We start from the raw sequence: 26,332 nt of genomic DNA on the forward strand, positions 1-26,332 counted from the left end.
ACATTACTTATCTTCGTTTAAGCCCTTTTCTAACGCTTTCCACGCTAATGTTGCACATTTAATACGTGCAGGGAACTTGCATACGCCTTGTAATGCTTCAATATCTCCTAAATCGATGCTGTCATCGTACTCTTTTCCTAGCATCATGTCAGAGAAAATTTTCGAAAGCTGAAGTGCTTCTTCAATTTTCTTACCTTTTACTGCTTGTGTCATCATTGAAGCTGAAGACATTGAGATTGAACATCCTTCGCCTTCAAACTTCGCCTCTTGCACAATACCTTCTTCTACTTTCATCGTAAGTTGAATACGATCACCGCAAGTTGGATTGTTCAAGTTAACGGTAACACTATCTTCTAATACGCCATGGTTACGAGGATTTTTGTAATGATCCATAATAACTTGACGATATAACGTATCTAAATTATTAAATGACATTTGTGAAATACTCCTTTGTCTTGATTAGCGAGTCAACAAATGTATCAATTTCTTCTTTTGTATTATATAAATAGAAGCTCGCACGTGCTGTTGAAGAAGCTTTTAGCCACTTCATAAGCGGTTGTGCACAGTGATGTCCTGCGCGAACTGCAATGCCTTCTACATCTAATACAGTCGCAACATCGTGAGGATGTACGTCTTCAATATTAAATGTAACAAGACCAGCGCGATGCTTTGGACCATAAATTGTAACGCCATCTACTTCTGATAGTCTTTCTAAAGCGTATTGCGCTAATTCATGCTCATGCTTTTCAATATTATCAAGACCGATTTCTTCTAGGAAATCAATTGCCGCACCAAGTCCGATTGCATTACCGATAATCGGTGTACCTGCTTCAAACTTCCACGGAAGCTCTTTCCAAGTAGATTCTTGTAAATCTACGAAATCAATCATTTCACCACCAAATTCAATTGGCTCCATATTGTTTAGCAATTCTTTTTTACCATATAATACGCCGATACCTGTAGGTCCGCACATCTTATGAGCAGATAATGCGTAGAAATCACAGTTTAAATCTTGTACATCCACTTTCATGTGAGGTGTACTTTGTGCACCGTCAACGACCATAATTGCGCCATTTTCGTGTGCAATTGCTCCGATTTCTTTTACAGGGTTAATCGTTCCAAGTACGTTAGAAACATACATGATAGAAACGATTTTTGTATTCGGTGTAATTGTTTGACGAGCATCTTCTATTGAAATTGTCCCATCTGGTTGAAGCGGAAGATATTTTAAAGTTGCACCAGTTTTCTTCGCAACTTGTTGCCACGGAATGATATTACTATGGTGCTCCATGTAAGAAATAACGATTTCATCGCCCTCTTTTACATTTTCAAGACCATAGCTAGCTGCTACTGTATTTAATGCAGTTGTCGTTCCGCGTGTGAAAATAATCTCTTCCATTGATTTCGCATTGATAAACTTGCGAACTTTCTCACGTGCACCTTCATACGCGTCGGTAGCTTTCGTACCGAGCGTATGAACACCGCGATGCACGTTAGAATTGTATTCTTTATAGTAACGCTCTAACGTTTCAATGACTTGAATTGGTTTTTGAGAAGTTGCTGCACTATCGAAATAAACAAGTTGTTTGCCGTTCACTTTTTGATCAAGAATTGGAAACTGTTTGCGTATTTCATGAATATTCATTAGCGAACTTTCCTTTCAATTACCTCAACAAGCTGTGCTTTTACTCCTTCAATTGGAAGCTCATTAACTACAGGTGCTAAGAATCCATGGATGACTAAACGTTCTGCTTCGCGTTTTGGAATACCACGGCTCATTAAGTAGTATAGTTGAGTTGGATCTACGCGACCTACTGAAGCTGCGTGACCTGCCATTACATCATCTTCGTCAATTAAAAGAATTGGGTTTGCATCACCGCGTGCTTTCTCATCTAACATAAGAACGCGAGAAGATTGTTGTGCATTTGATTTAGATGCACCGTGTTCAATCTTACCAATTCCGTTAAAGATAGATGTTGCACTATCTTTTTGTACACCGTGTTTTAAAATCCAACCTTCAGAGTGTTTACCGAAGTGAACAACTTTAGTTGTAAAGTTTTGCGTTTGGTTACCACGGCCAATTGTTACTGTTTTTGTATCAGCATATGAACCGTCGCCCATTAAGTTTGTAACGTTCTCTGAAATTGTGTTTCCGTCATTCATAAGGCCTAGAGCCCAATCAACACGGCCGTCGCGTCCAACAATACCACGGCGGTTAACGTAAGTTGTTACGTCTTTTGCTAATAGATCAACCGCACCGAATTTCACTTGTGCGCCTTGTTCCACGATTACTTCTGCTACGATATTTGCAATACCTTTAGCATTTTCATTTGCAACGTAGTTTTCTACATAAGTTGCAGTACTGTTCGCATCAGCTACGAATAATACGTGGTTATATACGTTAGCTTCTTCACCGTCTACTAAGAATACAGCTTGAAGTGGAGTTTCAAGAACAACGTTTTTCGGAACATATATGAATGCACCGCCGTTGATTAATGCAGCATGAAGTGCAGTTAGACGATGCTCGTCTACCTTCACGCCGTCTTTCATTAAGTACTTTTGTACTAGTTCAGCATGCTCTGTTGCAGCTGTTACGATGTCTGTAAAAATAACACCTTTTTCTTTTGCTTCGTCTGCTAAAGAAACGAATGCAGTTGTACCAGTACGTTGCACTAATACGCTGTTATTTTCATCGATTAAGTTTTTCACTGCTTCTGGAAGCTCTGTTAAAGAACTTACAGGCTCTTGCTTAGCAGCGTCGCCTTTTCCGATAAAGTCCCATTTGTCAATTTTCGTTTTATCAGGCGTTGGCATTGGAAGTTCAGTTGCTTGTGCAAGAGCTTGTAAGCGGAACTCAGTCAACCAAGCTGCTTCGTTTACTTCGCTTGCGCGTTGACGGATTGTTTCTTGATCGAAAGGTAATGTACCGATTGTCATGTTTATGCTCCTCTCTTACGCTTCTTGCTCTGTTGTTTCGTCTTCAATACCTAATTCTTTTTTAATCCAGTCGTAACCTTCCGCTTCTAGACGTTGTGCAAGCTCAGGGCCACCAGATTTAACGATGCGACCGTTCATCATAACGTGAACGAAGTCTGGAGTGATGTAGTTTAATAAACGTTGGTAATGCGTAATCATTAGGCAACCGAAGTCTTCGCCGCGCATTTCGTTAATACCTTTAGATACAACTTTTAATGCATCGATATCAAGACCTGAGTCAATTTCGTCTAAGATTGCGATTTTTGGCTCAATCATCATTAATTGAAGAATTTCGTTACGTTTTTTCTCACCGCCAGAGAAACCTTCGTTTAAGTAACGTTGTGCCATTTCTGGATCCATTTCTAGGAATTCCATGTTTTTATCTAATGTACGGATAAATTTCATAAGAGAAATTTCATCGCCTTCTTCACGACGTGCGTTAATTGCAGAACGTAAGAAGTCAGCGTTTGTTACTCCGCTAATTTCACTTGGATATTGCATTGCTAGGAATAGACCTGCTTGTGCGCGCTCGTCTACTTCCATTTCTAATACATCTTCACCGTCGATGATGATGCTACCTTCTGTTACTTCATATTTTGGGTGACCCATAATTGCAGAAGATAAAGTTGATTTACCTGTTCCGTTAGGTCCCATAATTGCGTGGATTTCTCCACCTTTTACTTCAAGGTTTACACCTTTTAAAATTTCTTTGCCATCAATTGATACGTGTAAGTCTTTAACCGTTAATGTAGAACCAGCCATCTCAATACCTCCATTAATCCTATATATACATTTTAAAAATTCCTAAAACGTTCATATTCTCATTTTATTCTCATTCTAATTTTATATCAAATAAAATGATATCGCAAACGACGAAAAAAAGTAACAATTTTTTCACAAATGTATATAAGTATTTCCTTCACATCTTTCTATGATACACCTTTCTTCTTATTTATATAAAGAAAAAAGGACTGGTAATTTTCCAGTCCTTTCCTTATATTTATTCACTTACTGGAAGTACCGCACCTTTATATTCTTTATTAATAAAATCTTGAATTTCTTTTGAATGCAGTACTTCTACTAGCTCTTTAATTTCTTTTTTCTTCTCGTCACCTTTACGAACTGCAATAATATTTGCATACGGAGAGTCTGATCCTTCAATGGCAATAGCGTCCTTTGTTGGATTTAATTTCGCATCAATTGCATAGTTTGAATTAATAAATAATGCATCACCCTCATTATTTTCATATAACTTCGGTGAAAGACCAGGCTCTACATCTGTTTTAAACTTTAAGTGTTTCGGGTTTTCTACAACATCTTTCACTGTTGCTTTAACAACATCTACTCCGTCTTTTAATTTAATAACACCACCTTTTTGTAACAATGCTAGCATACGGCCACGCTCCGCTACGTTATTACTCATAATCACTGTCCCGCCATCCGGCAAGTCTTTTAAGCTTTTATATTTCTTAGAATAAATGCCCATTGGCTCTAAATGGATTTTTCCTGCGTTTACAATTTTATATCCCTTTTCTTGAATTTCTTTATTTAAGTACGGAATGTGTTGGAAGTAGTTCGCATCAATTTCCTTATCCGCTAACGCTTTATTCGGCAACACATAATCTTGGAACTTTTTAATTTCTAATTTAATACCCTTTTTCTCTAATATTGGCTGTGCTTTTTCTAAAATAACAGCGTGCGGCACGTTAGAAGCTCCAACAACAAGCTTATTCTCATCTTTTCCCCCGCAAGCAGCTAATGTAAATACAGATAGTGCTGTAACAACTGACAGTAAAATCTTTTTCATATGATGTCCCCTTCTCCCCAATAGTTATGTAGTTATAAAAAGGGCCGGCATACACCAACCCTTTGCAGCAATTATTCTTTTACAGGAACAACCGCTCCTTTATATTCTTTGTTAATAAAGTCTTCAATTTCTTTAGAATGTAATACTTCTACAAGAGCCTTGATCTCTTTCTTATCTTTATCACCTTTACGAACAGCTACTACGTTTGCGTACGGTGAATCATTTCCTTCAATTGCAATTGCATCTTTTTCTGGGTTTAACTTCGCATCAATTGCATAGTTCGAGTTAATTAAAACAGCGTCGCCTTCTTTATTGTTATACACTTGTGGTAATAAACCAGGCTCGATATCTGTTTTGAATTTCAAGTTTTTCGGGTTATCCGCGATATCTTTTGGAGTTGCTTTAACTGGATCTACTCCGTCTTTAATTTTTAAAATACCTTCTTTTTGTAAAATTGCTAAACCACGTCCATGGTCAGCAACTGAATTACTCATAATAATTGTCGCTCCGTCTGGAAGTTCTTTTAAGCTCTTATATTTTTGAGAATATACACCAATCGGTTCTAAATGAATTTTTCCTGCTACTTCAAAATCATATTTTTTATCTTTCATTTCTTTTTCTAAATACGGAATGTGCTGGAAGTAGTTTGCATCTAATTCCTTATCCGCTAACGCTTTATTTGGTAAAACGTAATCTTGGAATTTTTTCACTTTTAATTCAATTCCTTTTTTCTCAAGTAACGGTTTTGCCTTCTCTAAAATTTCAGCGTGCGGTACGTTAGAAGCCCCCACAACAAGTTTCTTTTCATCTTTATCTTTTCCGCCACAAGCAGCTAACCCAAAAATTGAAGTTGAAATCAATGCTGTAAGTAATAATTTTTTCATTTGAAACATCCTCCCGTTTGTTTATTATCGTTTATCTATTCGAGTCGTTACACGATCACCAATCCACTGAATGAAAAATACAACTAGTAATACACAAATTGTCGCAACGATTGTTACATCGTTATTCCCTCGTTGGAATCCTTCTAAGTAAGCAAGTGTTCCAAGTCCACCAGCACCAACAACTCCCGCCATTGCTGTATAGCCCACTAAAGCAATTGTCGTAACCGTAATACCAGATACTAACGCTGGTAACGATTCTGGAATTAACACTTTCAAAATAATTGTGCTTGTTTTTGCTCCCATCGCCTTTGAAGCTTCAATTACCCCTTTATCAATTTCACGAAGTGCAATTTCAACCATTCTTGCATAAAATGGTGCCGCTCCAATAATTAAAGCTGGAAGCGCAGCACTCGCTCCAAGAATTGTTCCAAGCAAAATCTTTGTGAATGGAATTAATAAAATAATTAAAATGATGAACGGTATCGAGCGAAAAATGTTTACGAACGCTCCAATCGCTGTGTTAACCGCTTTGTTTTCCCATAAATTATCTTTCGCTGTCATAAAGAGTAACAATCCTAAAATGAGTCCTAAAACAAATGTGGCAAGAGCTGCGATTGCCGTCATATATAACGTTTCACCAGTTGCTTCTAACATTTGATTCCAATCAACATTTGTGAGTAACTTATCCATGTGCAATCACCTCCAGCTCTACTTGATCTTGATGTATTCCCTCTATTGCTTGCTGAATCGCTGTTTCCTCACCATTTAAATGAACAACTAAACTACCGTAAGAGCCGTTATTCGTTTGTGCGATATTTCCTTGCAAAATGCTAACTTCTATATCACTGCGTTGCATTAATCTTTGAAGTACTGGTCTTTCTACCGCTTCACCGATAAACTGCAAACGAACTACTTTTCCATCTGGATATTTTTCAATTAAACTTTCAATCGTTTCATTTGTATCTTCAGAATCCGTTAACTGCTGTACAAATCGTTTCGTCATGTCTTGCTGTGGATTACGGAACACATCAAGTACTGGACCTGTTTCTACAATTTTCCCTTTCTCCATTACCGCAACACGATTACAAATCTTTCGAATTACGTGCATCTCATGTGTAATAAGTACAATCGTTAAACCGAGACGTTTATTAATATCTAATAATAAATCTAAAATTTGATCTGTCGTTTCTGGATCAAGAGCTGACGTTGCTTCATCACATAAAAGTACTTGTGGGTTGTTAGCTAATGCTCTTGCAATCCCAACACGTTGCTTTTGGCCTCCGCTCAGCTGAGATGGATACGCGTCTCCTCTCCCTTCTAATCCAACAAGATGAATTAGCTCATCAACACGTTTTCTTCTCTTCGCCTTATCAACACCTGCAATTTCAAGTGGGAACTCGATATTTTCACGTACAGTTCGTGACCAAAGTAAGTTGAAGTGTTGAAAAATCATTCCGATTTCTTGCCTTGCCTTACGAAGTTCGCTTCCTGTAATCGCTGAAATCACGCGATTTGCAATTGTAATTTGGCCTGAAGTTGGTTTCTCCAACTGATTGAATAATCGAATTAAAGAACTTTTTCCAGCGCCACTATATCCGATAACACCAAATATTTCACCTTTATCTATTTTTAAATTGGCATTATCTACAGCAGTGACATCACCGCTTTTTGCTTTATATATTTTCTTTACATTCTCTAATAGAATCATGGTGTATCACCCCTTTTTTTAATAAAAAGCGTAAGCGGCTCGCTTAGAACAAGAGGGCGCCCAAATCCCAGACGTAGAGGCGCTTTTTGCCTCATAGGAAGGGATGAAACGACCGACTATTCTAGCCGCTGGAGCTAGATTTTTGGTCGACTCCGCAATTTTTTATGTTTAATGCGTGTAGTCCACCATTATCACTACTTTTATTATTTGAATGTCCTCCACATTCAAACAACAAAAAAACCTTTCCGCTTTAGAGAAGCAGAAAGGTTTATGTGCGTATATAACAACATTATCCCTCTCTCTCATCTCTCAAAGCATTTGCTTTGCAGGAATTGGCACCATTTCAACATAAGTTGACGGTTGCCGGGCTTCACAGGGCACAGTCCCTCCACCTCTCTTGATAAGAGAAATCAGATTACATTTTCGTCTGATTTGTAATTTATGAAATTGTCTATATTTTATGAATTGAATTGTATCAATATCCACACACCATGTCAACAGAAATTTTCGCAAAAAATGAAACTTCAGAATTTTAAGCACCTACTGACATCGGTTTACATATATGAAACATCGATTCAACTAATAGCATCGTTCGATACGTTCCCGAATATTGTACACGTCCATCATTCATTAACATTTGCAATCGTACATTACCATTCACTAATTGTTTTACATCTTCTTCATCTGCACAAACGATTTGCTCCGTTCCTCTTTCTTCTTTCAACAGCTCTATATAATCTCTTGAAATTTGTAACGAACAACTTTCATCTCCAAAGCGGAAATTAACAGTTTTTTCTCCTTGTCTTAAAAGCGGCTCTAAATGATATTGACCATTAGCGTAATTTACAAATGATTGCAGCAAAGAATATAATTCCACTCTAAATCACATCCTTCATATCACTTTCTATTACACATACCATTCCCTCTCACTAAAGAGCAATCCTGTTACTTTCGCTCGACAAATACTGTAACCACCCTGCATCTCGACATATTTCCCGAGAAATATGTCGAGGCGGCAAAAACTTTGCCGCCTACTTTAATTCCGTATATAAATATTCAACCGAATGAAATGCGTATATCTTCTTCATCAGTGTCCCATTTTCAAAAACAAGTAAACACGGTACACTTTCGATTCCATACTCTTTTGCTAAATGCGGAGCATAATTTAAATCCAACATTCCAATTTTCAAATCTTCAATTGTCAGCTCAACAACCGTTAACATCTTTTTTGCTAATTGGCATGTTCCACACATTGGAGTATATACATATAACACTGTTTTTTCTTCATTCTCTATTAGGGCTGTAGCTTCGGCTCCTGTCCAGTCAATCACTTCTATCATTCCTTACCGTAAATATTCTGTATAAACGTCAATGTCAGCTCCCCATAATACATTTGCTAAGTGTGAAGATGGCGCAGTTGCCACTTCTCTGTACGAGCGATCAATATAAATATGCTCTGCTTGCGGAAATTCTTTACGGAATTGTTTCCTTAACTTTTCTCCAGCATCATCAGCATCCACTAGTACATACACATCCTTATCAAAAAACTGATCAATGAGCTCATCCATTTTCGACAAACCAATTGTACCATTTGTACAAACAATTTCCACCGGTTCACGAATAATAGATTCAATCTTTCTTCTATCTGATGTACCTTCTACAATAATGACTTTTTCTACATAAACCATATGTCATCACCCGATCACCATATACTATACAACCTTTAACTTAGTATATAGTATATTCGTTATTTTCATGTTGTTTCCTGTTTATTTTTGCAAAAGAAAAGCGGAAGCGGCTCGTTCAGATTGTGAGGGGGATGGAGCTTCTGACGTAAAGGCGCTTTTTGCCTTGCAGGAAGAAGCGAAGCCACCGAACAATCTAGCCGCTGGAGCTGGATCATAAAGAAAAGCGGAACCGACTCTTAGCCCTGTTGGCTAAGGTTCTTTCGCACAGAAGACGCTTTTTGTCTTCTCGTGCGGAAGGTTCTTAGACATGAAGGGCTAGGAGGTGGAGCTGGACAATGAAAAGCGCAAGCGGCTCTTTCAGGTTGTAAAGTTCCATAAAACCTTACCGAAAAACATTCATTCCTATAATAGCTTATTCATTTACACTCGATTTTAAATGTATTATGTAACACAAAATAAAAAAGGACAGCACAAAGGCTGTCCTTTAGTCGACTATGATTAGTCTTGGTTTGTCATTTCTGCATATTTTTCAGCAGTTAATAACTTCTCAACTTGGCTTGCATCAGAAAGTTCAACTTTAACCATCCATGCACCCTCGTATGGAGATTCGTTAACAAGTTCTGGTTGGTCACTTAATTCTTCGTTTACTGCTACAACTTTACCGCTTACAGGTGCGTATAATTCAGAAACTGTTTTAACAGATTCTACGCTTCCGAATGGCTCGTCAGCTTCGATTGTTGCACCTACTTCTGGAAGTTCAACGAATACGATATCGCCTAGCTCACTTTGTGCAAAGTGAGTAATACCGATAACAACTTCATTACCTTCAGTTTTTACCCATTCGTGTTCTTCAGAGTAACGTAAATTATTTGGAATGCTCATGACTGTACCTCCAGTGAATGTATTAATTATGTAAAAATACCTTATTGGTACTTTTTCCACACACTTTCAAACTGCTCTTCGTTAAAACCAAGTGTTACCTTCGTTCCATCTGTTACAATTGGACGTTTAATCAACATGCCATCAGATGCTAAAAGCTCGTACATTTCGTCTTCACTTGCATCTTTTAGCTTATCTTTCAGACCAAGTTCACGGTAACGCATTCCACTTGTATTAAAGAATTTTTTTAATGGTAATTCACTTTTTTCATGTAAATTACGTAAATCTTCTTTTGATGGTGGATTTTCAACAATATGAATCATCTCATATGCTACATCGTTTGCCTCAAACCATTTCTTTGCTTTTTGACATGTGCCACACTTTGGATATGAATAAAATGTTACTGTCATAAATTCACCTACTTTTTTACTAACCTTTACCTTTATCATATAGAAAACGTTTTATTATTTCAAACGATTATTCGCTAAACTTTTACTTATTTCGTGATAATTTTTAATAATCCTGCAAATTTTTCTTATTTTTCCGCCATTTGTTAAGAAAAAATAAATTTATAAATTTTTTAGATCCTTTCCCAATTCCTTGCCGAACATATATCTTAAACAAACGTTTGATTAACTCACTATTTTTCTTTGTTCACCCTTGAGCTGCAACAATTTCTCCCTACCGAACATATCCCTTAAACAAACGTTTGATTAACCCACTATTTTTCTTTGTTCACCCCTGAGCTCCATCGATTTCTTCCTACCAAACATACATCTTAAACAAACGTTTATTTAACCAGTTCAGCCTAGTCACAAAATCTAGAAATAATTCACATGACAAAGGCGTACAGATAAAAGGAAATAATGATTTTGGCCGTAATAGTGAGAGTATTCCATGATGTTAAAGAAATTACTGCAAAGAAAAAAGACGCATTTAAATAGATGCGTCTTTTGGCGATGTTTCTTTTGTGAAATCATATAAAGCAATTGCGCCTAAAATAACCAATATACTTTCAGGGGCATCTAACAAAATAGTTCTCCAAGTTTCTGATACTATCCATTTAATACCTGCTGATTCAAGATATGCTTGAAAATAACTGATTGTAAAATCAATTACAAATAAACATACAAGTAATGTTAGACCGAATCGAATTAATTTCTTGTTTTTAAACATGTAACACCTCTCAAAATTCATTGGATATTTCTAATTTTAGTTCATTACATATAAAAATCTCTATATTTAATTTTAACATATAAAAATTCCAAATAAATACAATATGCATATTTGCATATTTCGTGTATCTTGAGGAATTACTGTTAATAAAAAAGCCCTACTAGTGTAGGACAAAATGGCTTTAGCAACCCCAACAAATAATCCCATAAATAACGAAATTATTTGAACCACTGTATAGTCAATCCCCGCCCTTGAAATACGGGGAAATCCCTGTTCCTGGCTACTAGCCCTAATGAATAACCCACCGCATAACACTACGACGGATGGATACTATTGAGCTCATAATTAAGAAATTACTACAAAGAAAAGCCATGAATAAACATGACTTTCATAGCATAATCACTTCTATATTCAATACAAATTAAAGTGAATTATATTTCTTTACTTTTAAAGGAATAGATATTACATATAAATCTATAGCATAAGTAATAATCAAAATCCCTTTTCCTTCATCCGCAAATTTTGCTTGCAGAAACTTTTCTGAAACTTTCCTTTTTCCCCATCTCTTTGGAAGATATCCGAATCCTAAGAACATAATAATAGCCCGATACTCATTAACTTAACTACCTTTCTTTTTTCCATGATATTTCAAATTCTCCACCATGTTCTTCTGTTATAATTTTAACTTTATATGTATCATCTTTAGACACTTTAATATTATTTTTACTGTTTCCACTATTAACTTCCAGTATTGTATTATCATTTGAATCTAAAACATAAGCCTTTATGGTTCCTTGTTTAGTTTTGTCATCAAAGGTAAATGTCCAGCTTTCACCTTTTTTTACATCCATATCTTGAGTTGCAAAACCTGTGAAACTTTTATACTTTCCATCTATACTATTTGAACCTCCATGAACCTTACCACCAACAATCGTTCCCTCTCTTGTAAAACAACCACTAAGAACCACCAAACATAGAACAAATAATAATGTATTTTTAATAATTTTCAACATCATTCCCCCTTATCCTCTTATTTACATTTTTTCTTTCATAAAGAAAAATGGACCTATGCCCCCGTAAATAACGTGATGAATCTTGACAATCCCCTTGTTAGAGTACCATATGAAAAATAAAAAGGAGTAATAAGCAATGAATATTGAAATAGTGGATATATCAGACAAATTATTAGATGGCTATAAAGTTTTAGTTCAAGTAGATAGCAATCAATTTATCGCTGAGTGGGATGGCGATAAGCCAGAAAAATACGAAAACTATAATGTAGAAATACATATAGATGATGAATTTATATGGAATACAAATATAGCCTTTTCAGATAAAAATGCAAATGCAATAATTCAGAATAGTAAAGGCTTTAAAGTAATTGCTAAGCTAGATTATAACGTTGAGGATAACTTAGCAACACTACATATCTACGATAGTATAATACTAATTGATTTAGAAGAAATCGAGCAAGATATAGAAAATGAATGGGTAGAAATGCAGTGCACTTCAATTAAGATATTTAATACTAATTTTTAAAAGAAACCCATTACATAACTATGGCATAGTCGTTATGATGTAATGAGATATAGAAAGAGTAAACGAGCATATAAATAAAGGTGTTTATATGCATATGAATATCCTACTGCAATTCCTGCTCAAGCAGACGCCACTAACCAATACCAATTACAAAGGGAGATGTGGAACTAACATTATCACCCCTTAATAAAACGAGCTAATAATGGATGCGCTTCATTAAAAATTTATATTTAAATCCGCAATAGCTGATATAAAATTATAAATCGGTATCATTACATCTCGCATACGTTGTAAAGCTTGCATGAACTTCTCAATCATATTTTTATCTGTGCTTCTGCATAAAAAATAAGAAGCCTCGTTTACAGGCTTCTTTCTCATCTATTCAAATAATCTGCAATGGTTTGAAATACGACGATATACATATTATGAATGCTTTCTTCAGTATTTCCGCCATTAGATAAACCAACTGCCCATTGTTGTCCTTCACCACTTCCGATATTTGCAAACCCTTGCGTGTACATAGCATTTACATCTTTTCGGGCACTGTTATACTCTATCCCTTTTGTAATAAAAATCGAATATGATTTATCTTGTAAACCGATAAAAAACACTGGTTTCTTTAGTGATGAAAATACATTTTTATATTGCTCTGTTGAGGCTTCTTGAAAGTGATCTTTCATTATTAGAAAACCATCTACTTCCTTAGATTTCTTTTCCAGTTCCTCTAACTTCATTTCCTCAAACTTTACATTCCTAAACGTATCTTTCGGTTTTTCTCCAACAACTCCAATTACGAGTGCTCTTCCGTTATATTCTAATTTCTCTCCTTCTTTATCCTTTGCACACCCAGCACTCGCTAGGCATATCAATATAAAAACTAAGAAATACGATAAACGCTTCATTTAGCACCCTCCCCTTCTTTTCAGTCAAGTGACAAAAACGTAAGGTGAATTCAAGAAAATGTAAGCAAAATCGATAGCCCAAATTGCGTTTCTATATTATAATCAATTGAATTTACTTACATTACTAAACATAGGAGATTATCATGAAGAAATTTAAACTTTCATCTTTTCTTCCGTTAAGTTATATACTTCTACTCGTACTCGTAAGTCCCCTTTACGATGTATTAAATAAATCGGCTGTACACGCAGTAGATGTCACAACTGTAGTAGATGATTGGATTCCATTTGTGAAAGCATTTATTATCCCTTATTTACTTTGGTTTCCTTACTTATACGGCGCACTTATTTATTACTGCTTTGCAGATCGAAAGCAATATTATGTCACTTTAAGTAGTGTCATTCTTGGAAAACTTGCTTGTTTTTCTATTTATTATTTTTGGCAGACAACTGTACCACGTCCAACAGTCGTTGGATCAGACGTATTTTCCGAACTAGTCCGCTATATTTATAGTATCGATCAACCGGTAAATTGTTTCCCAAGTATTCACGTTCTTACTACATTTGTCATTATGCTAGCTGCCTTTAAACGTAGAGAACAACATGCATTTGAGTATTACATCCTTACGTTCTTCGGTACGCTTATTATTTTATCAACGCTATTTACGAAGCAACACGCATTTGTAGACGCCATTTCTGGAATGACGCTTGCAAGCATACTATACTTCGGCGTTCAACTTTTATTAGCAAAAGAAACCGTACGTGTTCCAGTAAAACAAAATCAAAAAATGTAAAAAGCAGACTGTGGCTTCTACAGTCTGCTTTTCTCTATATAAAAGGAGATTTTCAAGTTAAGATTGCGGTACAGTCATATCACCAGAGTGAATACGACCTGCTTTTTTAAGAGCAATGTAAAGTATATAAGAAACAGCTACTGGAATGACGATATAAGTGATTACCATCGCTGGGACAACTTCCCATCCTTCGCTGGAAATTAAATTAATTGGTGCGATAAGAGAACTTAATCCAAGGCCTGCAATTTCTTTTCCTGCTTCCAGTTGGAAAATTAATGCGGATACTGGACCAACTATCGCACTGGCGACAACAGTTGGGACGAGAATCATTGGATTTTTAGTGATATTTGGCAACTGTACTTTCGGAGTACAAAGTGCTTGAGCTAATATGCCACCTAAATTATTTTCTTTCGCTGAGATAACAGAGAATCCGATAAACTGAGCAACGCAGCCTGCAAGAGCAGCACCACCTGCAACACCGTCTAAGCTAAGTGCGATCGCTAACGCAGCTGATGAAGCTGGAGAGATAAGTAATAATCCCCAAACGACCGCAATAACGATAGAAGCGATGAACGGGCTACCAGCTGAGCTATCTTTAATAAATGCTCCAACTGTATTTAAAACAGGAGTAATATTATGAGATAACCAAATACCGACTAAACCAGAACCTAATATTGCTGCAAATGGAACGAGCATCATATCTAACGCAGTTTTTCCACTTAAACGTTTACCAATATATACAGCTAAAGTCGCTGTTAATAATGCACCGATTGGCTCACCTGTTTTAATAATTAGACCTGCTTCAGTAATTGAAATGGATCCGGCACCAATTGCTCCAGCTACCATAGCCGAGAAAATTACAAGACCGTTTGCACCGAGCATAAAAGCAATTCCGGCACCAATTGCTGGTGCCATAAGTGATTTTGCAACAACTCCGATTGTAATAAGCAACGGAATATCAACAATTCTTCCTATATTTTCGATCAGTAAACCAATTCCGAGGGATACGAAAATACCTTGTGCAATTCCAGCAGAAGCTTTAAATACACGAGACATTATATATTCCTTCATTTGTTTCACCTTCTCCTATAAGTTAGTAACCAATTGTTTTCATATAATCACGTAAAATGTCGTTTGATTTTGCGAATCGAGATTCTTCATCTTCTGTTAAGTTTAGTTCTACAATTTCTTTTATACCGTCTCTAGTAATAATAGCTGGTACTCCTGTGCAAAGATCATATTCACCATACTCACCATCTAAAATAGCTGATACAGCAATGACACGGTAATCATCGTTAAAGATTGAGCTCGCAATATATGCTAGAGAATTTCCGATTCCGTAATAAGTAGTTCCTTTACGCTTATAAATTTCCCATCCAGCTTTTGCAGTCTTCTCAACGATTTCATCTAAATCTATTTCACCAAATCGTTCTTTTTGTTCTTCTAAGATTTGCAGAATTGGTTTTCCACCAACAGTTACGTGCGACCAAGCAACCATTTGAGAATCACCATGTTCCCCTAATGAATACCCGTGAATACTACGAGGATCTACATGTAACATTTCAGATAAAATTGTTCGTAAGCGAGAAGAATCTAGTGATGTACCAGTACCGATCACACGATTTCTAGGTAATCCAGATAATTTCCACACTTGATATGTAATAATATCAACTGGGTTCGATGCAAGTAAGAAAATACCATCAAATCCACTTTCCATTACGCCGCCAACAACACTTTCCATAATCTTTGCGCTTGCTCCTAAAGTATCTAAGCGACTTTGCCCTGGTTTTGGCGCTGGTCCTGCTGTAATAATAACAATATCCATATCTTTGCAGTCTTCATAGCTTCCTGCATATACTTTTGTTCTTGTATTTGTAAAGTTAATGCAATGTGATAAATCCATCGCTTCCCCAACTGCACGTTCATGATTTATATCAATTAATAATAGCTCTTCGCAAATGCCTTGATTCACAATGGAATATGCACAACTTGATCCAACTAATCCAGTACCGATAATTGCAATTTTTCTTGTATTTCGTTTCATAGCAATCTCTCCTAATTGATCATATAATCTATTTCTTTTGTTCTTTACACTCCTAATTATAGAGATTCCCACGATATAAACCATGGATACTTTGTGAAATATTGAGCAAAGTTTTTGTCCTTTTTGTGAATTGTTATATTCCATTTACGTCATATTTGTTACAACTGGAAAAATATTTATTATGTATTTATTGACATATACAAAAAGAAAACGAGCGAATAGATTCGCTCGTTTTCTTTTTTCTGTTATTCCGCACTTAATTGGCTTTTTAATTGTTGTACAATCATCGGATTTGCAGGTGCTGCCGGTTTGTAATAACTCTTTTGCTTTGCATACTCATACATATTACGTTGACGCATTTCATCTTGATTACGAATTTGAATTAACGTTTGGTGTAACTGTTCATTATCAGACTGAGCGATATAGTTTGCATAACTTGTTAAACTTGCATTTAATCCTGCTAAATAATCATTTACCATATCTTTTTCATTCATCTTTCGCTTCCTCCTATCCTAAGAAAGTCATTAATTGTTGTTTCGTATTTCGTGCATCTTGCGCATCTTTTTGTAGCATTTGTTTCAGTTGTGGATCCGTACACGTCTGTGCATACTGCTCCAACTTGTTAATAATTGTTGCATGTCCACCAATTAAATGACGTAAGTTTTCTACTTCAAGCTCTGTTAAATTTTGCATAGAATACTCCTACCTTTCTTTATTCGTTCACTGTTAGTATTTAGCTATTTTTTGATTGTATACATAAATTAACTTTTTCACGTGCATACAAAATAAAAGATGAATAGCTAAGCCATTCATCTTTTGTACTGGTTATGTATTTATTTTTATAGAGATACAATCATACTTATACTCACAAGTAAGTTCCATACAATATGTAAAATAATACTAGGTATAATAGATTGTGTCTTTTTGTATAACATTGCAAATACCATTCCCATAATCGTTGCCGTAATTAGAAGACCTCCATGAAGAATTCCAAAAATGAAGGAAGAAATAATGATACTAACTAAAAAATTATATCTCTTTTCTAAAAATCGATATAAAATACCTCGAAATAGAATTTCTTCTTTAACCGGTGTAATGATAGCAACACTTAACACATATATAATACTTTGTATGCTATTTTGAAGGCTTAAACTTCCTAATTGTTCCTTTTGTTCTGCTGCACTTTCAAAACTAAATACATGTAACATTAAATATTGTGATACTGCAATGATAATAAAACCAATTAATAGATATAAATATGTCTTCCCACTCTTCAAAACGGATAAATCCCAAATAGATTTAATAAAATAAAGAACCGGTTTATAAGCTAATAAAACGATAGCAACAACAGATGCATCGAATAAGAGCAAATAATATCCTTCTAATTTAGTACTTAATGCTTCTTCTCCATAAATCCCAAAGGCTAAACCAAGGAATAATCCTCCTAGGAGTGAAATCCCTATAATCATTGCTATCATTACAAATAGATTTTTATATGTTATATTCTCTATTTTTCTTTCCGCACTATACGCTTCTAACACTGTTTTACTCACAGTATCCCTCCAGTTATTCTCATTTATATCATTAAAATCCTTTAATTTAAATATAAAGATAATATAACAAATTTTACAAAAAGAATAATATGCAATTTTACATATTATAAAAACTTTATATTTTATAGTTTTAGGAATACAATTGCTATGCAATAATTATTATATGAAATTTCAAAAAACACTTCCTATTCACCATAACCCTCGCATCATATAAAACTTATTAGTTAAAGGAGCAATGAACATGAAAACACATGACTTCCTTACAGAAATCCAGAAGGGCTCTGAGCCTAGTCCATATCAAGATCCAATCTCATTTATTTTCGTTTGCCTTTCCTTAGCCATATACACATTTTTCAAACCTGCTAAATAATATTATTTAATAAGGAAAAACCTACCATTCTTTTGGAATCATATGCACTAAAAAAACCTTAGAATCATTTCTAAGGTTCCCGGCTATTCATATTCAAGACACTATACTGATAAGTAACGAAAGAATTAATAATCCAACTACCAATCCACCAGTTACTTGTGCTATAAATTTCTTTTGTGCGCCCGCACTTGAAACAATATATCGGAAGTATAATATACCACCTACTGCAATAAGAATACATTCCAATATGATACTAATAGCCGGAAATCGCCACAATCCAAAACCGAGCATAGGTAAGTCTCCGTAATTCCCCGGAAGTAACGGCAAATCAGCACGATGCACAAGTAAATCAAGAATCCAATGACTAAAAACTACAGCACCAACAACAAAACCACTCCGCTTGCCCCAAAACCTCATACCTACTATCCCTGCAACAAAAGCAATAAACAGTGCCCCTATTAAAGAGTGTGAATAATCCGCATGAATGATTGCTTCACCATAACCATTACTATAAATAGACTCAATTGTCTCTACTCCTAAAACATAAAGCGGCAAAAAAATGACATCCAACAATTGTGTGCTTAACATGAGAACCCAAAGTGGTAGTTTCGGTGACTTTGTTTTCACTACTGCTGCTAAACCAAAATGCCCTGCAAACATTTCATATCACATCCTTTTGCAATTTTGCCTCCAGTAAATCGCAGCCTACTATACAAAAAGCATGATTAATAACAAATTCATGTTTTCTCGCTTCTTATTCACTCTCTCATTCCATGTAACCCTTTGATAAACGTTTCCAATAATACATGTAAACTTATATCCAAATCTAACGGCAAACCAAATCCACCTTGCTGTTCAATCGACGCAAATCCATGACAAATACTTCTAAATCCACGTGTCGCATGAAGTGCATTCTCTCCTTCTAAGCCGTACTGTTGTAAAACCTGAAGACAAAGCTTTACAATTCCGTCACCTGCTTTCCTTACTTCTTCATCTCGTAAAAAAGTTGCTTCATACAATCCAGGATGTTTTCGGACAAATGCTACATACGCTTCTCCTAAAGCATGAATTGCTTCATCCATCCGTTTACCTTCCGCCGCTTCTTCCAGTCTGTTATACAGCTGTTTGATTCCGTAAATACCAAGATGTTTCCGTACATCTTGTAAACCTTTCACATGATTGTATAGCGAGGGGGAACGTACCCCTAATGTTTGCGCTAATGAAGCTAACGTTACTTCTTGTATTCCATTTGTATCTGCAATTTCTGCTGCTGTTTCTACAATTTTCTGTAATGTAAGTCCGATTCTCGGTGACATCAATTAACCCTCTTTTCTACTTTCTATATTCCGCTTCGCTTCCTTAATAGCAAGCTCTATGACAGCCCCTGGATCGTTTATCATTTTTCCATGTCCTGCCGCAAGCAAGGACGGCTCATATTCTCTTAACTTCTCTGCACTTTGTAATGATATTTCTTTACTCCACGTTGCCATCGCCGGAAACGGAAACCAAAATTTCATTTGTCCTGAAACAGCCATACCTCCTCTTGTTTGGAATGCATCCCCGACAATCAGAGCTTTATTTCTTATATCAAGAAACGACATGGAGCCTGGCGTATGTCCCGGTGTTATAATCGCAAGAAGCGATCCAACTCGGTCGCCATCTTCCAATAAAACATCAGGTACCGTTTTTACCTTTTTAGGTACACCGCCTTTTATCGGTATATTCGGTTCATCCTTTTGTAACGTCGTATCTCCTTCTAACAGCTTTGCGTCTCGCTTAGAAATATAGACTGGAACATGAGGAAGTACTTCCTTTAATGCGTCTAATGCACCGATGTGATCATCATGTGCATGTGTTAATACAATATTCGTAATTGGTTTTCCTATTTTCTCAGCCGCCTGTAAAATTCCTTTTGCGCTATATGGCAAAGCAGCATCAATTAAAGTTAAACCATCTTCTTCCTCCACAAAGTAACAATTTACAGGAAACACTCTTGGCAAAAATGACAATTGATATACCGTTTTTTCATGCATCATTCTCATATTCCCATCTCCCTTTTCACGAAAACTAATGCCATTAGTTTTATTATACTAATGGCATTAGTTTTATGTCACTAAAAATTTCTTTTTTTCAAAAAAAAATAACAGTAGTCGTATAAACGACTACTGTTATTTATAGATATTAAACCGTGTAACGCTCATCTTCTAAAATTTTCGCAGCGATTTCACGTTTCTTCGGAATTACGTTAAGTGGTGTGTGGCGAGTTAATTTACGTAATGATGATAACATCATGCGTAGCATGTCGCCGTTTTCAACTGCGATAAGTGTTTCTTTCGCATCTGCTTCGATTTCGTTAAATGCTTCTTGGCAGAATACTTCAGTGTATAACACTTTTTGTTTATTCTTTTCAAGACCAGTTGTTTTGATTGCTTTTTCTGTACGAAGAACAGCTGATTCCATTGCGTATAGATTGCTTACGATGTCAGCGATATTGACAAGAATTTCTTGCTCTTTATCTAATGCTTTACCGTATTTTTGAGCAGCTAATCCAGCTACCATTAAGCCGATTTTCTTCGCGTTAGTTACTAAATATTTTTGAAGTGCTAATGGCTCATCGCCTACTTCTTCTGGCATCATCATCATTAACTCTTCTTGTAATTTTTGTGCTTTCTGAAGAAGTGGTAATTCACCTTTCATCGCTTTACGTAAGAACGTACCTGGTACGATTAGGCGGTTAATTTCATTCGTTCCTTCGAAAATACGGTTAATACGAGAATCGCGGTACATTCTTTCAATCTCGTACTCTGCCATAAATCCGTAACCACCGTGAATTTGAACACCTTCATCTACTGTATAATCTAGTACTTCAGAACCGAATACTTTATTTAAAGAGCACTCGATTGCATATTCAGCGATAGAAGCTGCTACTGCTTTACCGTCTTTTACTTCTTCTTCAGATAATGTGCTCATGCGGCTTTCGAATAAACCTACTGTACGATATACAGAGCTTTCAGCTGCATATGTTTTTGCTGCCATATTCGCAAGTTTCTCTTGAATTAATGGGAAGCGAGCGATTGGTTGTTTGAACTGTTGACGTTGGTTTGCATATTGTGCTGAAATCTCTACTGCACGTTTCGCAGATCCAACTGTACCAACACCTAATTTATAACGACCAATATTTAAAATGTTGAATGCGATAATATGACCTTTACCGATTTCACCAAGTAAATTTTCTTTCGGTACTAACGCATCTTCTAAAATTAACGTACGAGTTGAAGAACATTTAATACCCATTTTCTTTTCTTCTGGGCTTGTAGATACACCAGCATAGTCTTTCTCCACGATAAATGCTGAGAAGTGCTCTCCATCAATTTTTGCATATACGATAAATACGTCAGCGAATGCAGAGTTTGTAATCCACTGTTTTTCACCATTTAATACGTAATGTGTACCTTCTGCATTTAAACGTGCCGTTGTTTTTGCACCTAATGCGTCAGATCCTGAACCTGGCTCTGTTAATGCGTATGCAGCTAATTTTTCACCAGTTGCAAGTAATGGTAAATACTTTTTCTTTTGCTCTTCGTTACCGAATAACACGATTGGTAAAGATCCGATACCTACGTGAGCACCGTGAGTAATTGCAAAGCCACCAGCGCGAGAGAATTTCTCTGCGATTAACGCTGAGCTTACTTTATCAAGACCAATTCCGCCGTACTCTTCTGGTACGTCAGCGCCTAATAAACCAAGTTCCCCAGCTTCCTTTAAAAGACGAACAGAACGATCAAACTCATGTTGCTCTAAATATTCAAGCTCTGGTAGAACTTCATTTACGATAAAGTCCTCTGTCGTTTTTGCAATCATTTTATGCTCAGATGAAAAATCTTCTGGCGTAAACACTTGATCAATCGTAATCTCATCTACTAAAAAGCTACCGCCTTTAACCGCATTTCCTACTGTTTTTTCCATGAAAATTTCCTCCTTCATATTTTCATAAGCCGCTTCTCTCATTTTGAAAGAAGCTGGCTCTCCCGTTTATTTTTTATAAACCTTTGTTGCTTCCATTCTTTGCATTGGCAGCGTCTCGTTCTAAGCAATCCGCTTCCACTTTTTTTATAATCCAGTTCCAGTGGCTAGAACAGTCGGTCGTTTCACCCCTTCCTGTGAGGCAAAAAGCGCCTCTTCGTCAGGGCTTCCAACGCCCTCCTGTTCTGAACGAGCCACCTGCACTTTTTTTATAGTAATTCAAACACTCCCGCTGCTCCCATTCCGCCGCCGATACACATTGTTACGATACCGAATTGTTCGTTGCGACGTTTCATTTCGTGAATAAGAGATAGTGTTAGTTTTGCTCCTGTACAGCCAAGTGGATGTCCAAGTGCGATTGCACCGCCGTTTACGTTTACTTTTTCTTCATCTAAACCAAGTTCACGAATAACTTGAATGGATTGAGAAGCGAATGCTTCATTTAGTTCGAATAGGCCGATATCTGATAGCTCTAAACCAGCTAATTTTAACGCCTTTGGAATTGCTGCAATCGGGCCGATTCCCATCACTTCTGGTGGTACACCAGCTACTGCAAATGAACGGAATTTCGCAAGTGGTTTCATGCCATCGCTCACTGCTTTTTCACGATCCATTAATAGTACAGATGCTGCACCGTCACTCATTTGTGAAGAGTTACCAGCTGTTACAGAACCGCGAACGTTAAATGCTGGACGTAATTTACCTAAAATGTCTAGCGTCGTTTCTGCTCTTACACCTTCGTCTTGTGCGAAAATGATTGTTTCTTCTTGCAGTTTGTTATTTGATCCAACAGTACGTAACGTTACATCTACAGATACTGTTTCATCAGCAAAGTTTCCTGCAGCTAATGCTTTCGCAGCACGTTGATGACTTCTTACTGCAAATGCATCTTGCTCTTCACGAGAAATTCCATATTTCACAGCAACTTGCTCTGCTGTATGTCCCATACCCATATAATATTCTGGAGCTGCCTCTACAAGGCGACTATTTGGACGAACAACGTGTCCCATCATTGGAACTAAACTCATTGATTCCGCTCCGCCGGATAATACCGCTTCCGAGTGACCAAGCATAATGCGCTCTGCTCCGTAAGCGATACTTTGTAAACCTGAAGAACAGTAACGGTTAATTGTAATAGCTGGAACATCGTAAGAAAGTCCTGCTAATCCGCCGATATTACGAGCCATATTTAAACCTTGCTCTGCTTCTGGCATCGCACAACCGAAAATTAAATCATCGATCGGTCCTTCATAATTCGCACGCTTTAACGTTTCCTTTACTACTAACGCCCCTAGATCGTCAGGACGAACTGTTTTTAATGAACCCCTCTTTGCTTTTCCAATTGGTGTTCTTGCTCCCGCAACAATGACAGCTTCTCTCATGAACGATATCTCCCCTCGTTATTAGTTACGTAATGGCTTTCCTTTTACAAGCATGTGCTGCATTCTTGCTTGTGATTTCATCTCACTTACTAAGCTAATAAATGCTTCACGTTCTACATCTAATAAATACTGCTCATCAACTTCTGTTCCATACGGCACTTTTCCGCCCGCGATGACATATGCAAGTTTCTTCGCAATGTGAAGATCGTACTCTGAAATGTAACCAGATAAATGCATTGCTTCTGCACCAAGTGCAAGAGTTGCATATCCTGTTTCACCAACAACCGGTATCTTTTTACGGATCGGTGCTTTATAACCAGCTTCATATAAAGCAAGTGCTTTCTGTTTCGCATCGTATAGTAAGTGATCACCATTCACACTAATACCGTCTTTATCACCTAAGAAGTTATGAGAAACTGCTTCTTGTCCTGAAGTTGAAACTTTCGCCATTGCGACTGTTTCGAACACTTTATTTGCAACTTTTTGTAGATCAAATTCTACGCCGTTTGCCATTTTATTTAAGTGCTTAATGTATAGCTCTTTATTACCGCCTCCGCCAGGGATTAAGCCAACACCAACTTCTACTAAGCCCATATACGTTTCACTAGAAGCTTGAATGCTCGCTGCTGGTAAGCAAACTTCTGTACCTCCGCCAAGCGTCATACCATATGGTGCTGCTACAACTGGCTTAGAAGAGTATTTAATTTTCGTCATTGCATCTTGGAAGTTTTTCACAACCCACTCAATTTCAAAGTAATTGTCGTCTTGTGCTTCCATTAAGATCATTGCTAAGTTCGCACCAACGCAGAAGTTCTTCGATTGGTTACCGATAACAAGACCTTTATAATTCTTTTCTACTTCATCAACAGCGTAGTTAATCATTTGCGTAATATCCATACCGATTGCATTGCTCTTCGAATGGAATTCTAAACAAAGGATGCCGTCGCCTAAATCGATTAAGCTCGCTCCGCTATTTTTCTTTAATACGCCATTTTTCGCTTTTAATTGCTTAAGAGAAATTGCCTTTTTATTACGTTCGATTAGCTTATATTCGCCATTATCGTAATAGTAGCTATCTCCGTTATCATGTTTGTAGAAAGTAGTGAAACCTTTCTCTAACATTTCTTTCACCCAAGTCGGTACAACTACGCCGTTTTCTTCCATCTTTTGAACGGACTTTTCAACGCCGATTGCATCCCAAACTTCAAACGGTCCTTGCTCCCAGCCGAAGCCCCACTTCATCGCTTGGTCAATTGCAACGATATCGTCAGCAATTTCTTTATGAAGTTTTGCAGAGTATAAAAGAGTTGGTGTGATGATATTCCATAACAACTCTCCTGCGCGATCTTTCGCATATACAAGCGCTTTCAATTTATTCGATAAACCTTTTTCTTGTTTACTTAACTCGATCGATGCAGCTTTTAATTTTTTACGAGCTTCGTACTCCATCGTTTCTGGATTTAATTCTAAAATTTCTTTTCCTTGTTTTAAGAAGAATCCTTGACCTGTTTTGCTTCCGAGCCATTTTTTATCAAGCATGTCATGCATGAAAGCTGGTACTTTAAATACATCGCGCTCTTCTTCTTGTACGTTTTCATATACGTTATTTGCAACGTGTACGAATGTATCTAAACCGACAACATCTAATGTACGGAACGTTGCGCTCTTCGGACGACCAATAAGCGGGCCTGTTACTGAATCAACTTCCCCAATGCTATAGCCGCGTTTTACCATCTCTTGAAGAGTTACTAATAAACCGTACGTACCGATGCGGTTTCCAATAAAGTTTGGTGTGTCTTTTGCGATAACAACGCCTTTTCCAAGAACGTCTTCGCCAAATAGTTTCATGAAGCTTAATACTTGTGGATCTGTTTCTTTCGTCGGTATTACCTCTAGAAGTTTTAAATATCGTGGTGGGTTAAAAAAGTGTGTGCCTAAGAAGTGTTTCTGGAAGTCGTCTGAACGACCTTCTGCCATTTTTTCAACTGAAATGCCTGACGTATTCGAGCTTACGATAGAACCCGGTTTACGAACAGCATCTACTTTTTCAAATAATTTCTTTTTAATATCTAAGTTTTCAACTACTACTTCAATAATCCAATCTACATCAGCTAGACGCTCAAGATCATCTTCTAAGTTACCTGCTTCAATCAGTGCTAAATTTCCTTTCACTGTCAGAGGAGCTGGTTTTTGCTTTAATAGTTTTTGCAGTGCCGTATTACTAAAACGATTTCTCACACTTTTATGTTCTAATGTAAGTCCCTTCGCTTCTTCTTCTTTCGTAAGCGCAGGTGGTACAATATCAAGCAATAATGTCGGAATACCAATATTAGCTAAGTGTGCCGCAATTCCTGAACCCATTACGCCTGACCCTAGAACAGCAGCCTTTTTAATTTGGAACATCCAATTCTCCCCCTATTCTTGAATGAATGCTCATTCAATTTTTCGACATAAGTCGCAATCAATGAGTGAGCCTCTACTAATAAATATATGATACTATTTAAATTTTCGCAATATATTTATTGATAAAATTTTCTGAAATAAAGAAAAACTTTAATCAGTAAGGGTTTCCTTCATCCCCTACTGATTATTAGCCCTCACCAATCGGAC

At 36.7% G+C, this 26,332-nt stretch carries 29 protein-coding genes and 1 riboswitch; of the genes, 2 read left to right on the forward strand and 27 right to left on the reverse strand.

Annotated features, from left to right (window positions below; all coding sequences use genetic code 11):
• Nucleotides 1-3 precede the first annotated feature (3 nt).
• From sufU to EKQ63_RS26545, 15 genes are all read right to left on the reverse strand, one after another.
• Nucleotides 4-435, reverse strand: a complete 432-nt coding sequence (gene sufU / locus EKQ63_RS26460) for a Fe-S cluster assembly sulfur transfer protein SufU (protein WP_000009523.1) — start codon at nt 433-435, stop codon at nt 4-6.
• Nucleotides 425-1,645, reverse strand: a complete 1,221-nt coding sequence (gene sufS / locus EKQ63_RS26465; RefSeq protein WP_001020760.1) for a cysteine desulfurase SufS — start codon at nt 1,643-1,645, stop codon at nt 425-427. The genes sufU and sufS overlap by 11 nt, the downstream gene beginning before the upstream one ends.
• Complete coding sequence (sufD, locus tag EKQ63_RS26470) at nt 1,645-2,937, reverse strand: Fe-S cluster assembly protein SufD (RefSeq protein ID WP_087955003.1); 1,293 nt, start codon at nt 2,935-2,937, stop codon at nt 1,645-1,647. Before sufD ends, sufS begins: the two co-directional genes overlap by 1 nt.
• A gap of 15 nt (nt 2,938-2,952) precedes the next feature.
• Nucleotides 2,953-3,738, reverse strand: a complete 786-nt coding sequence (sufC, locus tag EKQ63_RS26475) for a Fe-S cluster assembly ATPase SufC (RefSeq protein ID WP_061129185.1) — start codon at nt 3,736-3,738, stop codon at nt 2,953-2,955.
• Between the two features lie 238 nt (nt 3,739-3,976).
• On the reverse strand, nt 3,977-4,783 hold the full coding sequence (gene metQ, locus EKQ63_RS26480; RefSeq protein ID WP_087955004.1) for a methionine ABC transporter substrate-binding lipoprotein MetQ: 807 nt from the start codon (nt 4,781-4,783) through the stop codon (nt 3,977-3,979).
• Between the two features lie 71 nt (nt 4,784-4,854).
• A complete protein-coding gene (metQ, locus tag EKQ63_RS26485; protein ID WP_087955005.1) occupies nt 4,855-5,667 on the reverse strand; it encodes a methionine ABC transporter substrate-binding lipoprotein MetQ in 813 nt (270 codons plus the stop codon).
• 24 nt (nt 5,668-5,691) lie between these two features.
• Nucleotides 5,692-6,357, reverse strand: a complete 666-nt coding sequence (locus EKQ63_RS26490) for a methionine ABC transporter permease (protein ID WP_000359556.1) — start codon at nt 6,355-6,357, stop codon at nt 5,692-5,694.
• Nucleotides 6,350-7,375, reverse strand: a complete 1,026-nt coding sequence (locus EKQ63_RS26495; protein WP_088326906.1) for a methionine ABC transporter ATP-binding protein — start codon at nt 7,373-7,375, stop codon at nt 6,350-6,352. Before EKQ63_RS26495 ends, EKQ63_RS26490 begins: the two co-directional genes overlap by 8 nt.
• Before the next feature lie 299 nt (nt 7,376-7,674).
• Nucleotides 7,675-7,782: riboswitch (SAM riboswitch) on the reverse strand.
• 125 nt (nt 7,783-7,907) lie between these two features.
• Nucleotides 7,908-8,252 (reverse strand): hypothetical protein, encoded by a 345-nt coding sequence (locus EKQ63_RS26505; RefSeq protein ID WP_087955006.1) that lies wholly within the window; start codon nt 8,250-8,252, stop codon nt 7,908-7,910.
• A 154-nt stretch (nt 8,253-8,406) separates the two neighbouring features.
• On the reverse strand, nt 8,407-8,715 hold the full coding sequence (locus EKQ63_RS26510; protein ID WP_081257791.1) for a thioredoxin family protein: 309 nt from the start codon (nt 8,713-8,715) through the stop codon (nt 8,407-8,409).
• A 3-nt stretch (nt 8,716-8,718) separates the two neighbouring features.
• Nucleotides 8,719-9,063: a toprim domain-containing protein gene (locus EKQ63_RS26515; RefSeq protein WP_087955007.1), complete on the reverse strand. Its 345-nt coding sequence runs from the start codon at nt 9,061-9,063 to the stop codon at nt 8,719-8,721.
• A 498-nt stretch (nt 9,064-9,561) separates the two neighbouring features.
• The gene (gene gcvH, locus EKQ63_RS26520; RefSeq protein WP_000026900.1) at nt 9,562-9,945 is read right to left on the reverse strand and encodes a glycine cleavage system protein GcvH; all 384 of its coding nucleotides are present in this window, start codon (nt 9,943-9,945) and stop codon (nt 9,562-9,564) included.
• Between the two features lie 41 nt (nt 9,946-9,986).
• Nucleotides 9,987-10,352, reverse strand: a complete 366-nt coding sequence (locus EKQ63_RS26525) for an arsenate reductase family protein (RefSeq protein ID WP_000218967.1) — start codon at nt 10,350-10,352, stop codon at nt 9,987-9,989.
• 526 nt (nt 10,353-10,878) lie between these two features.
• Entirely contained in the window at nt 10,879-11,118 is a 240-nt protein-coding gene (locus tag EKQ63_RS26530; RefSeq protein ID WP_071722402.1) for a DUF3937 family protein, read from the reverse strand.
• A 623-nt stretch (nt 11,119-11,741) separates the two neighbouring features.
• Nucleotides 11,742-12,131 carry a hypothetical protein gene (locus tag EKQ63_RS26545; protein WP_140168493.1) on the reverse strand — a complete coding sequence of 130 codons (390 nt, stop codon included), beginning with the start codon at nt 12,129-12,131 and terminating at the stop codon, nt 11,742-11,744.
• Nucleotides 12,132-12,267: 136 nt separating this feature from the next.
• Between EKQ63_RS26545 and EKQ63_RS26550 the strand changes: the two genes are divergently transcribed.
• On the forward strand, nt 12,268-12,657 hold the full coding sequence (locus EKQ63_RS26550; RefSeq protein ID WP_088326910.1) for a hypothetical protein: 390 nt from the start codon (nt 12,268-12,270) through the stop codon (nt 12,655-12,657).
• A 374-nt stretch (nt 12,658-13,031) separates the two neighbouring features.
• On the opposite strand, the gene EKQ63_RS26560 is transcribed toward EKQ63_RS26550, so the two are convergent.
• Complete coding sequence (locus EKQ63_RS26560) at nt 13,032-13,559, reverse strand: hypothetical protein (RefSeq protein ID WP_071730811.1); 528 nt, start codon at nt 13,557-13,559, stop codon at nt 13,032-13,034.
• Between the two features lie 143 nt (nt 13,560-13,702).
• On the opposite strand from EKQ63_RS26560, the gene EKQ63_RS26565 reads away from it, so the two are divergent.
• On the forward strand, nt 13,703-14,350 hold the full coding sequence (locus EKQ63_RS26565; RefSeq protein WP_087994651.1) for a phosphatase PAP2 family protein: 648 nt from the start codon (nt 13,703-13,705) through the stop codon (nt 14,348-14,350).
• A gap of 57 nt (nt 14,351-14,407) precedes the next feature.
• On the opposite strand, the gene EKQ63_RS26570 is transcribed toward EKQ63_RS26565, so the two are convergent.
• The 11 genes from EKQ63_RS26570 to EKQ63_RS26620 form a co-directional block, all read right to left on the reverse strand.
• Nucleotides 14,408-15,421 carry a PTS sugar transporter subunit IIC gene (locus tag EKQ63_RS26570; protein WP_000666177.1) on the reverse strand — a complete coding sequence of 338 codons (1,014 nt, stop codon included), beginning with the start codon at nt 15,419-15,421 and terminating at the stop codon, nt 14,408-14,410.
• A 22-nt stretch (nt 15,422-15,443) separates the two neighbouring features.
• Nucleotides 15,444-16,394: an L-lactate dehydrogenase gene (locus EKQ63_RS26575; RefSeq protein WP_087955013.1), complete on the reverse strand. Its 951-nt coding sequence runs from the start codon at nt 16,392-16,394 to the stop codon at nt 15,444-15,446.
• A 245-nt stretch (nt 16,395-16,639) separates the two neighbouring features.
• Nucleotides 16,640-16,888, reverse strand: a complete 249-nt coding sequence (locus tag EKQ63_RS26580) for a spore coat protein (RefSeq protein ID WP_001002987.1) — start codon at nt 16,886-16,888, stop codon at nt 16,640-16,642.
• Nucleotides 16,889-16,901: 13 nt separating this feature from the next.
• Entirely contained in the window at nt 16,902-17,087 is a 186-nt protein-coding gene (locus tag EKQ63_RS26585; protein ID WP_001180555.1) for a hypothetical protein, read from the reverse strand.
• Nucleotides 17,088-17,233: 146 nt separating this feature from the next.
• Nucleotides 17,234-17,947 carry a CPBP family intramembrane glutamic endopeptidase gene (locus EKQ63_RS26590; protein WP_088326912.1) on the reverse strand — a complete coding sequence of 238 codons (714 nt, stop codon included), beginning with the start codon at nt 17,945-17,947 and terminating at the stop codon, nt 17,234-17,236.
• Nucleotides 17,948-18,410: 463 nt separating this feature from the next.
• Nucleotides 18,411-18,977 (reverse strand): permease, encoded by a 567-nt coding sequence (locus EKQ63_RS26595; RefSeq protein ID WP_088326914.1) that lies wholly within the window; start codon nt 18,975-18,977, stop codon nt 18,411-18,413.
• 98 nt (nt 18,978-19,075) lie between these two features.
• Entirely contained in the window at nt 19,076-19,633 is a 558-nt protein-coding gene (locus EKQ63_RS26600; RefSeq protein WP_087955016.1) for a TetR/AcrR family transcriptional regulator, read from the reverse strand.
• A gap of 3 nt (nt 19,634-19,636) precedes the next feature.
• A complete protein-coding gene (locus EKQ63_RS26605) occupies nt 19,637-20,359 on the reverse strand; it encodes an MBL fold metallo-hydrolase (protein WP_088326916.1) in 723 nt (240 codons plus the stop codon).
• Nucleotides 20,360-20,498: 139 nt separating this feature from the next.
• Nucleotides 20,499-22,301: an acyl-CoA dehydrogenase family protein gene (locus EKQ63_RS26610; RefSeq protein WP_002025016.1), complete on the reverse strand. Its 1,803-nt coding sequence runs from the start codon at nt 22,299-22,301 to the stop codon at nt 20,499-20,501.
• 248 nt (nt 22,302-22,549) lie between these two features.
• Nucleotides 22,550-23,722 (reverse strand): acetyl-CoA C-acetyltransferase, encoded by a 1,173-nt coding sequence (locus tag EKQ63_RS26615; RefSeq protein WP_001206342.1) that lies wholly within the window; start codon nt 23,720-23,722, stop codon nt 22,550-22,552.
• A 21-nt stretch (nt 23,723-23,743) separates the two neighbouring features.
• The gene (locus EKQ63_RS26620; protein WP_087955018.1) at nt 23,744-26,125 is read right to left on the reverse strand and encodes a 3-hydroxyacyl-CoA dehydrogenase/enoyl-CoA hydratase family protein; all 2,382 of its coding nucleotides are present in this window, start codon (nt 26,123-26,125) and stop codon (nt 23,744-23,746) included.
• Between the last annotated feature and the right edge of the window lie 207 nt (nt 26,126-26,332).

Source organism: Bacillus sp. BD59S (assembly GCF_007363175.1).
In the GTDB taxonomy this organism is placed as follows: domain Bacteria; phylum Bacillota; class Bacilli; order Bacillales; family Bacillaceae_G; genus Bacillus_A; species Bacillus_A pacificus.

Bases quoted from the DNA above. Each gene is read 5' to 3' on its own strand.
- sufU (WP_000009523.1), bottom strand. From the start codon at position 435: ATGTCATTTAATAATTTAGATACGTTATATCGTCAAGTTATTATGGAT.
- sufS (WP_001020760.1), bottom strand. From the start codon at position 1,645: ATGAATATTCATGAAATACGCAAACAGTTTCCAATTCTTGATCAAAAA.
- sufD (WP_087955003.1), bottom strand. From the start codon at position 2,937: ATGACAATCGGTACATTACCTTTCGATCAAGAAACAATCCGTCAACGC.
- sufC (WP_061129185.1), bottom strand. From the start codon at position 3,738: ATGGCTGGTTCTACATTAACGGTTAAAGACTTACACGTATCAATTGAT.
- metQ (WP_087955004.1), bottom strand. From the start codon at position 4,783: ATGAAAAAGATTTTACTGTCAGTTGTTACAGCACTATCTGTATTTACA.
- metQ (WP_087955005.1), bottom strand. From the start codon at position 5,667: ATGAAAAAATTATTACTTACAGCATTGATTTCAACTTCAATTTTTGGG.
- EKQ63_RS26490 (WP_000359556.1), bottom strand. From the start codon at position 6,357: ATGGATAAGTTACTCACAAATGTTGATTGGAATCAAATGTTAGAAGCA.
- EKQ63_RS26495 (WP_088326906.1), bottom strand. From the start codon at position 7,375: ATGATTCTATTAGAGAATGTAAAGAAAATATATAAAGCAAAAAGCGGT.
- EKQ63_RS26510 (WP_081257791.1), bottom strand. From the start codon at position 8,715: ATGATAGAAGTGATTGACTGGACAGGAGCCGAAGCTACAGCCCTAATA.
- EKQ63_RS26515 (WP_087955007.1), bottom strand. From the start codon at position 9,063: ATGGTTTATGTAGAAAAAGTCATTATTGTAGAAGGTACATCAGATAGA.
- gcvH (WP_000026900.1), bottom strand. From the start codon at position 9,945: ATGAGCATTCCAAATAATTTACGTTACTCTGAAGAACACGAATGGGTA.
- EKQ63_RS26525 (WP_000218967.1), bottom strand. From the start codon at position 10,352: ATGACAGTAACATTTTATTCATATCCAAAGTGTGGCACATGTCAAAAA.
- EKQ63_RS26530 (WP_071722402.1), bottom strand. From the start codon at position 11,118: ATGTTTAAAAACAAGAAATTAATTCGATTCGGTCTAACATTACTTGTA.
- EKQ63_RS26545 (WP_140168493.1), bottom strand. From the start codon at position 12,131: ATGTTGAAAATTATTAAAAATACATTATTATTTGTTCTATGTTTGGTG.
- EKQ63_RS26550 (WP_088326910.1), top strand. From the start codon at position 12,268: ATGAATATTGAAATAGTGGATATATCAGACAAATTATTAGATGGCTAT.
- EKQ63_RS26560 (WP_071730811.1), bottom strand. From the start codon at position 13,559: ATGAAGCGTTTATCGTATTTCTTAGTTTTTATATTGATATGCCTAGCG.
- EKQ63_RS26565 (WP_087994651.1), top strand. From the start codon at position 13,703: ATGAAGAAATTTAAACTTTCATCTTTTCTTCCGTTAAGTTATATACTT.
- EKQ63_RS26570 (WP_000666177.1), bottom strand. From the start codon at position 15,421: ATGAAGGAATATATAATGTCTCGTGTATTTAAAGCTTCTGCTGGAATT.
- EKQ63_RS26575 (WP_087955013.1), bottom strand. From the start codon at position 16,394: ATGAAACGAAATACAAGAAAAATTGCAATTATCGGTACTGGATTAGTT.
- EKQ63_RS26580 (WP_001002987.1), bottom strand. From the start codon at position 16,888: ATGAATGAAAAAGATATGGTAAATGATTATTTAGCAGGATTAAATGCA.
- EKQ63_RS26585 (WP_001180555.1), bottom strand. From the start codon at position 17,087: ATGCAAAATTTAACAGAGCTTGAAGTAGAAAACTTACGTCATTTAATT.
- EKQ63_RS26595 (WP_088326914.1), bottom strand. From the start codon at position 18,977: ATGTTTGCAGGGCATTTTGGTTTAGCAGCAGTAGTGAAAACAAAGTCA.
- EKQ63_RS26600 (WP_087955016.1), bottom strand. From the start codon at position 19,633: ATGTCACCGAGAATCGGACTTACATTACAGAAAATTGTAGAAACAGCA.
- EKQ63_RS26605 (WP_088326916.1), bottom strand. From the start codon at position 20,359: ATGAGAATGATGCATGAAAAAACGGTATATCAATTGTCATTTTTGCCA.
- EKQ63_RS26610 (WP_002025016.1), bottom strand. From the start codon at position 22,301: ATGAAGGAGGAAATTTTCATGGAAAAAACAGTAGGAAATGCGGTTAAA.
- EKQ63_RS26615 (WP_001206342.1), bottom strand. From the start codon at position 23,722: ATGAGAGAAGCTGTCATTGTTGCGGGAGCAAGAACACCAATTGGAAAA.
- EKQ63_RS26620 (WP_087955018.1), bottom strand. From the start codon at position 26,125: ATGTTCCAAATTAAAAAGGCTGCTGTTCTAGGGTCAGGCGTAATGGGT.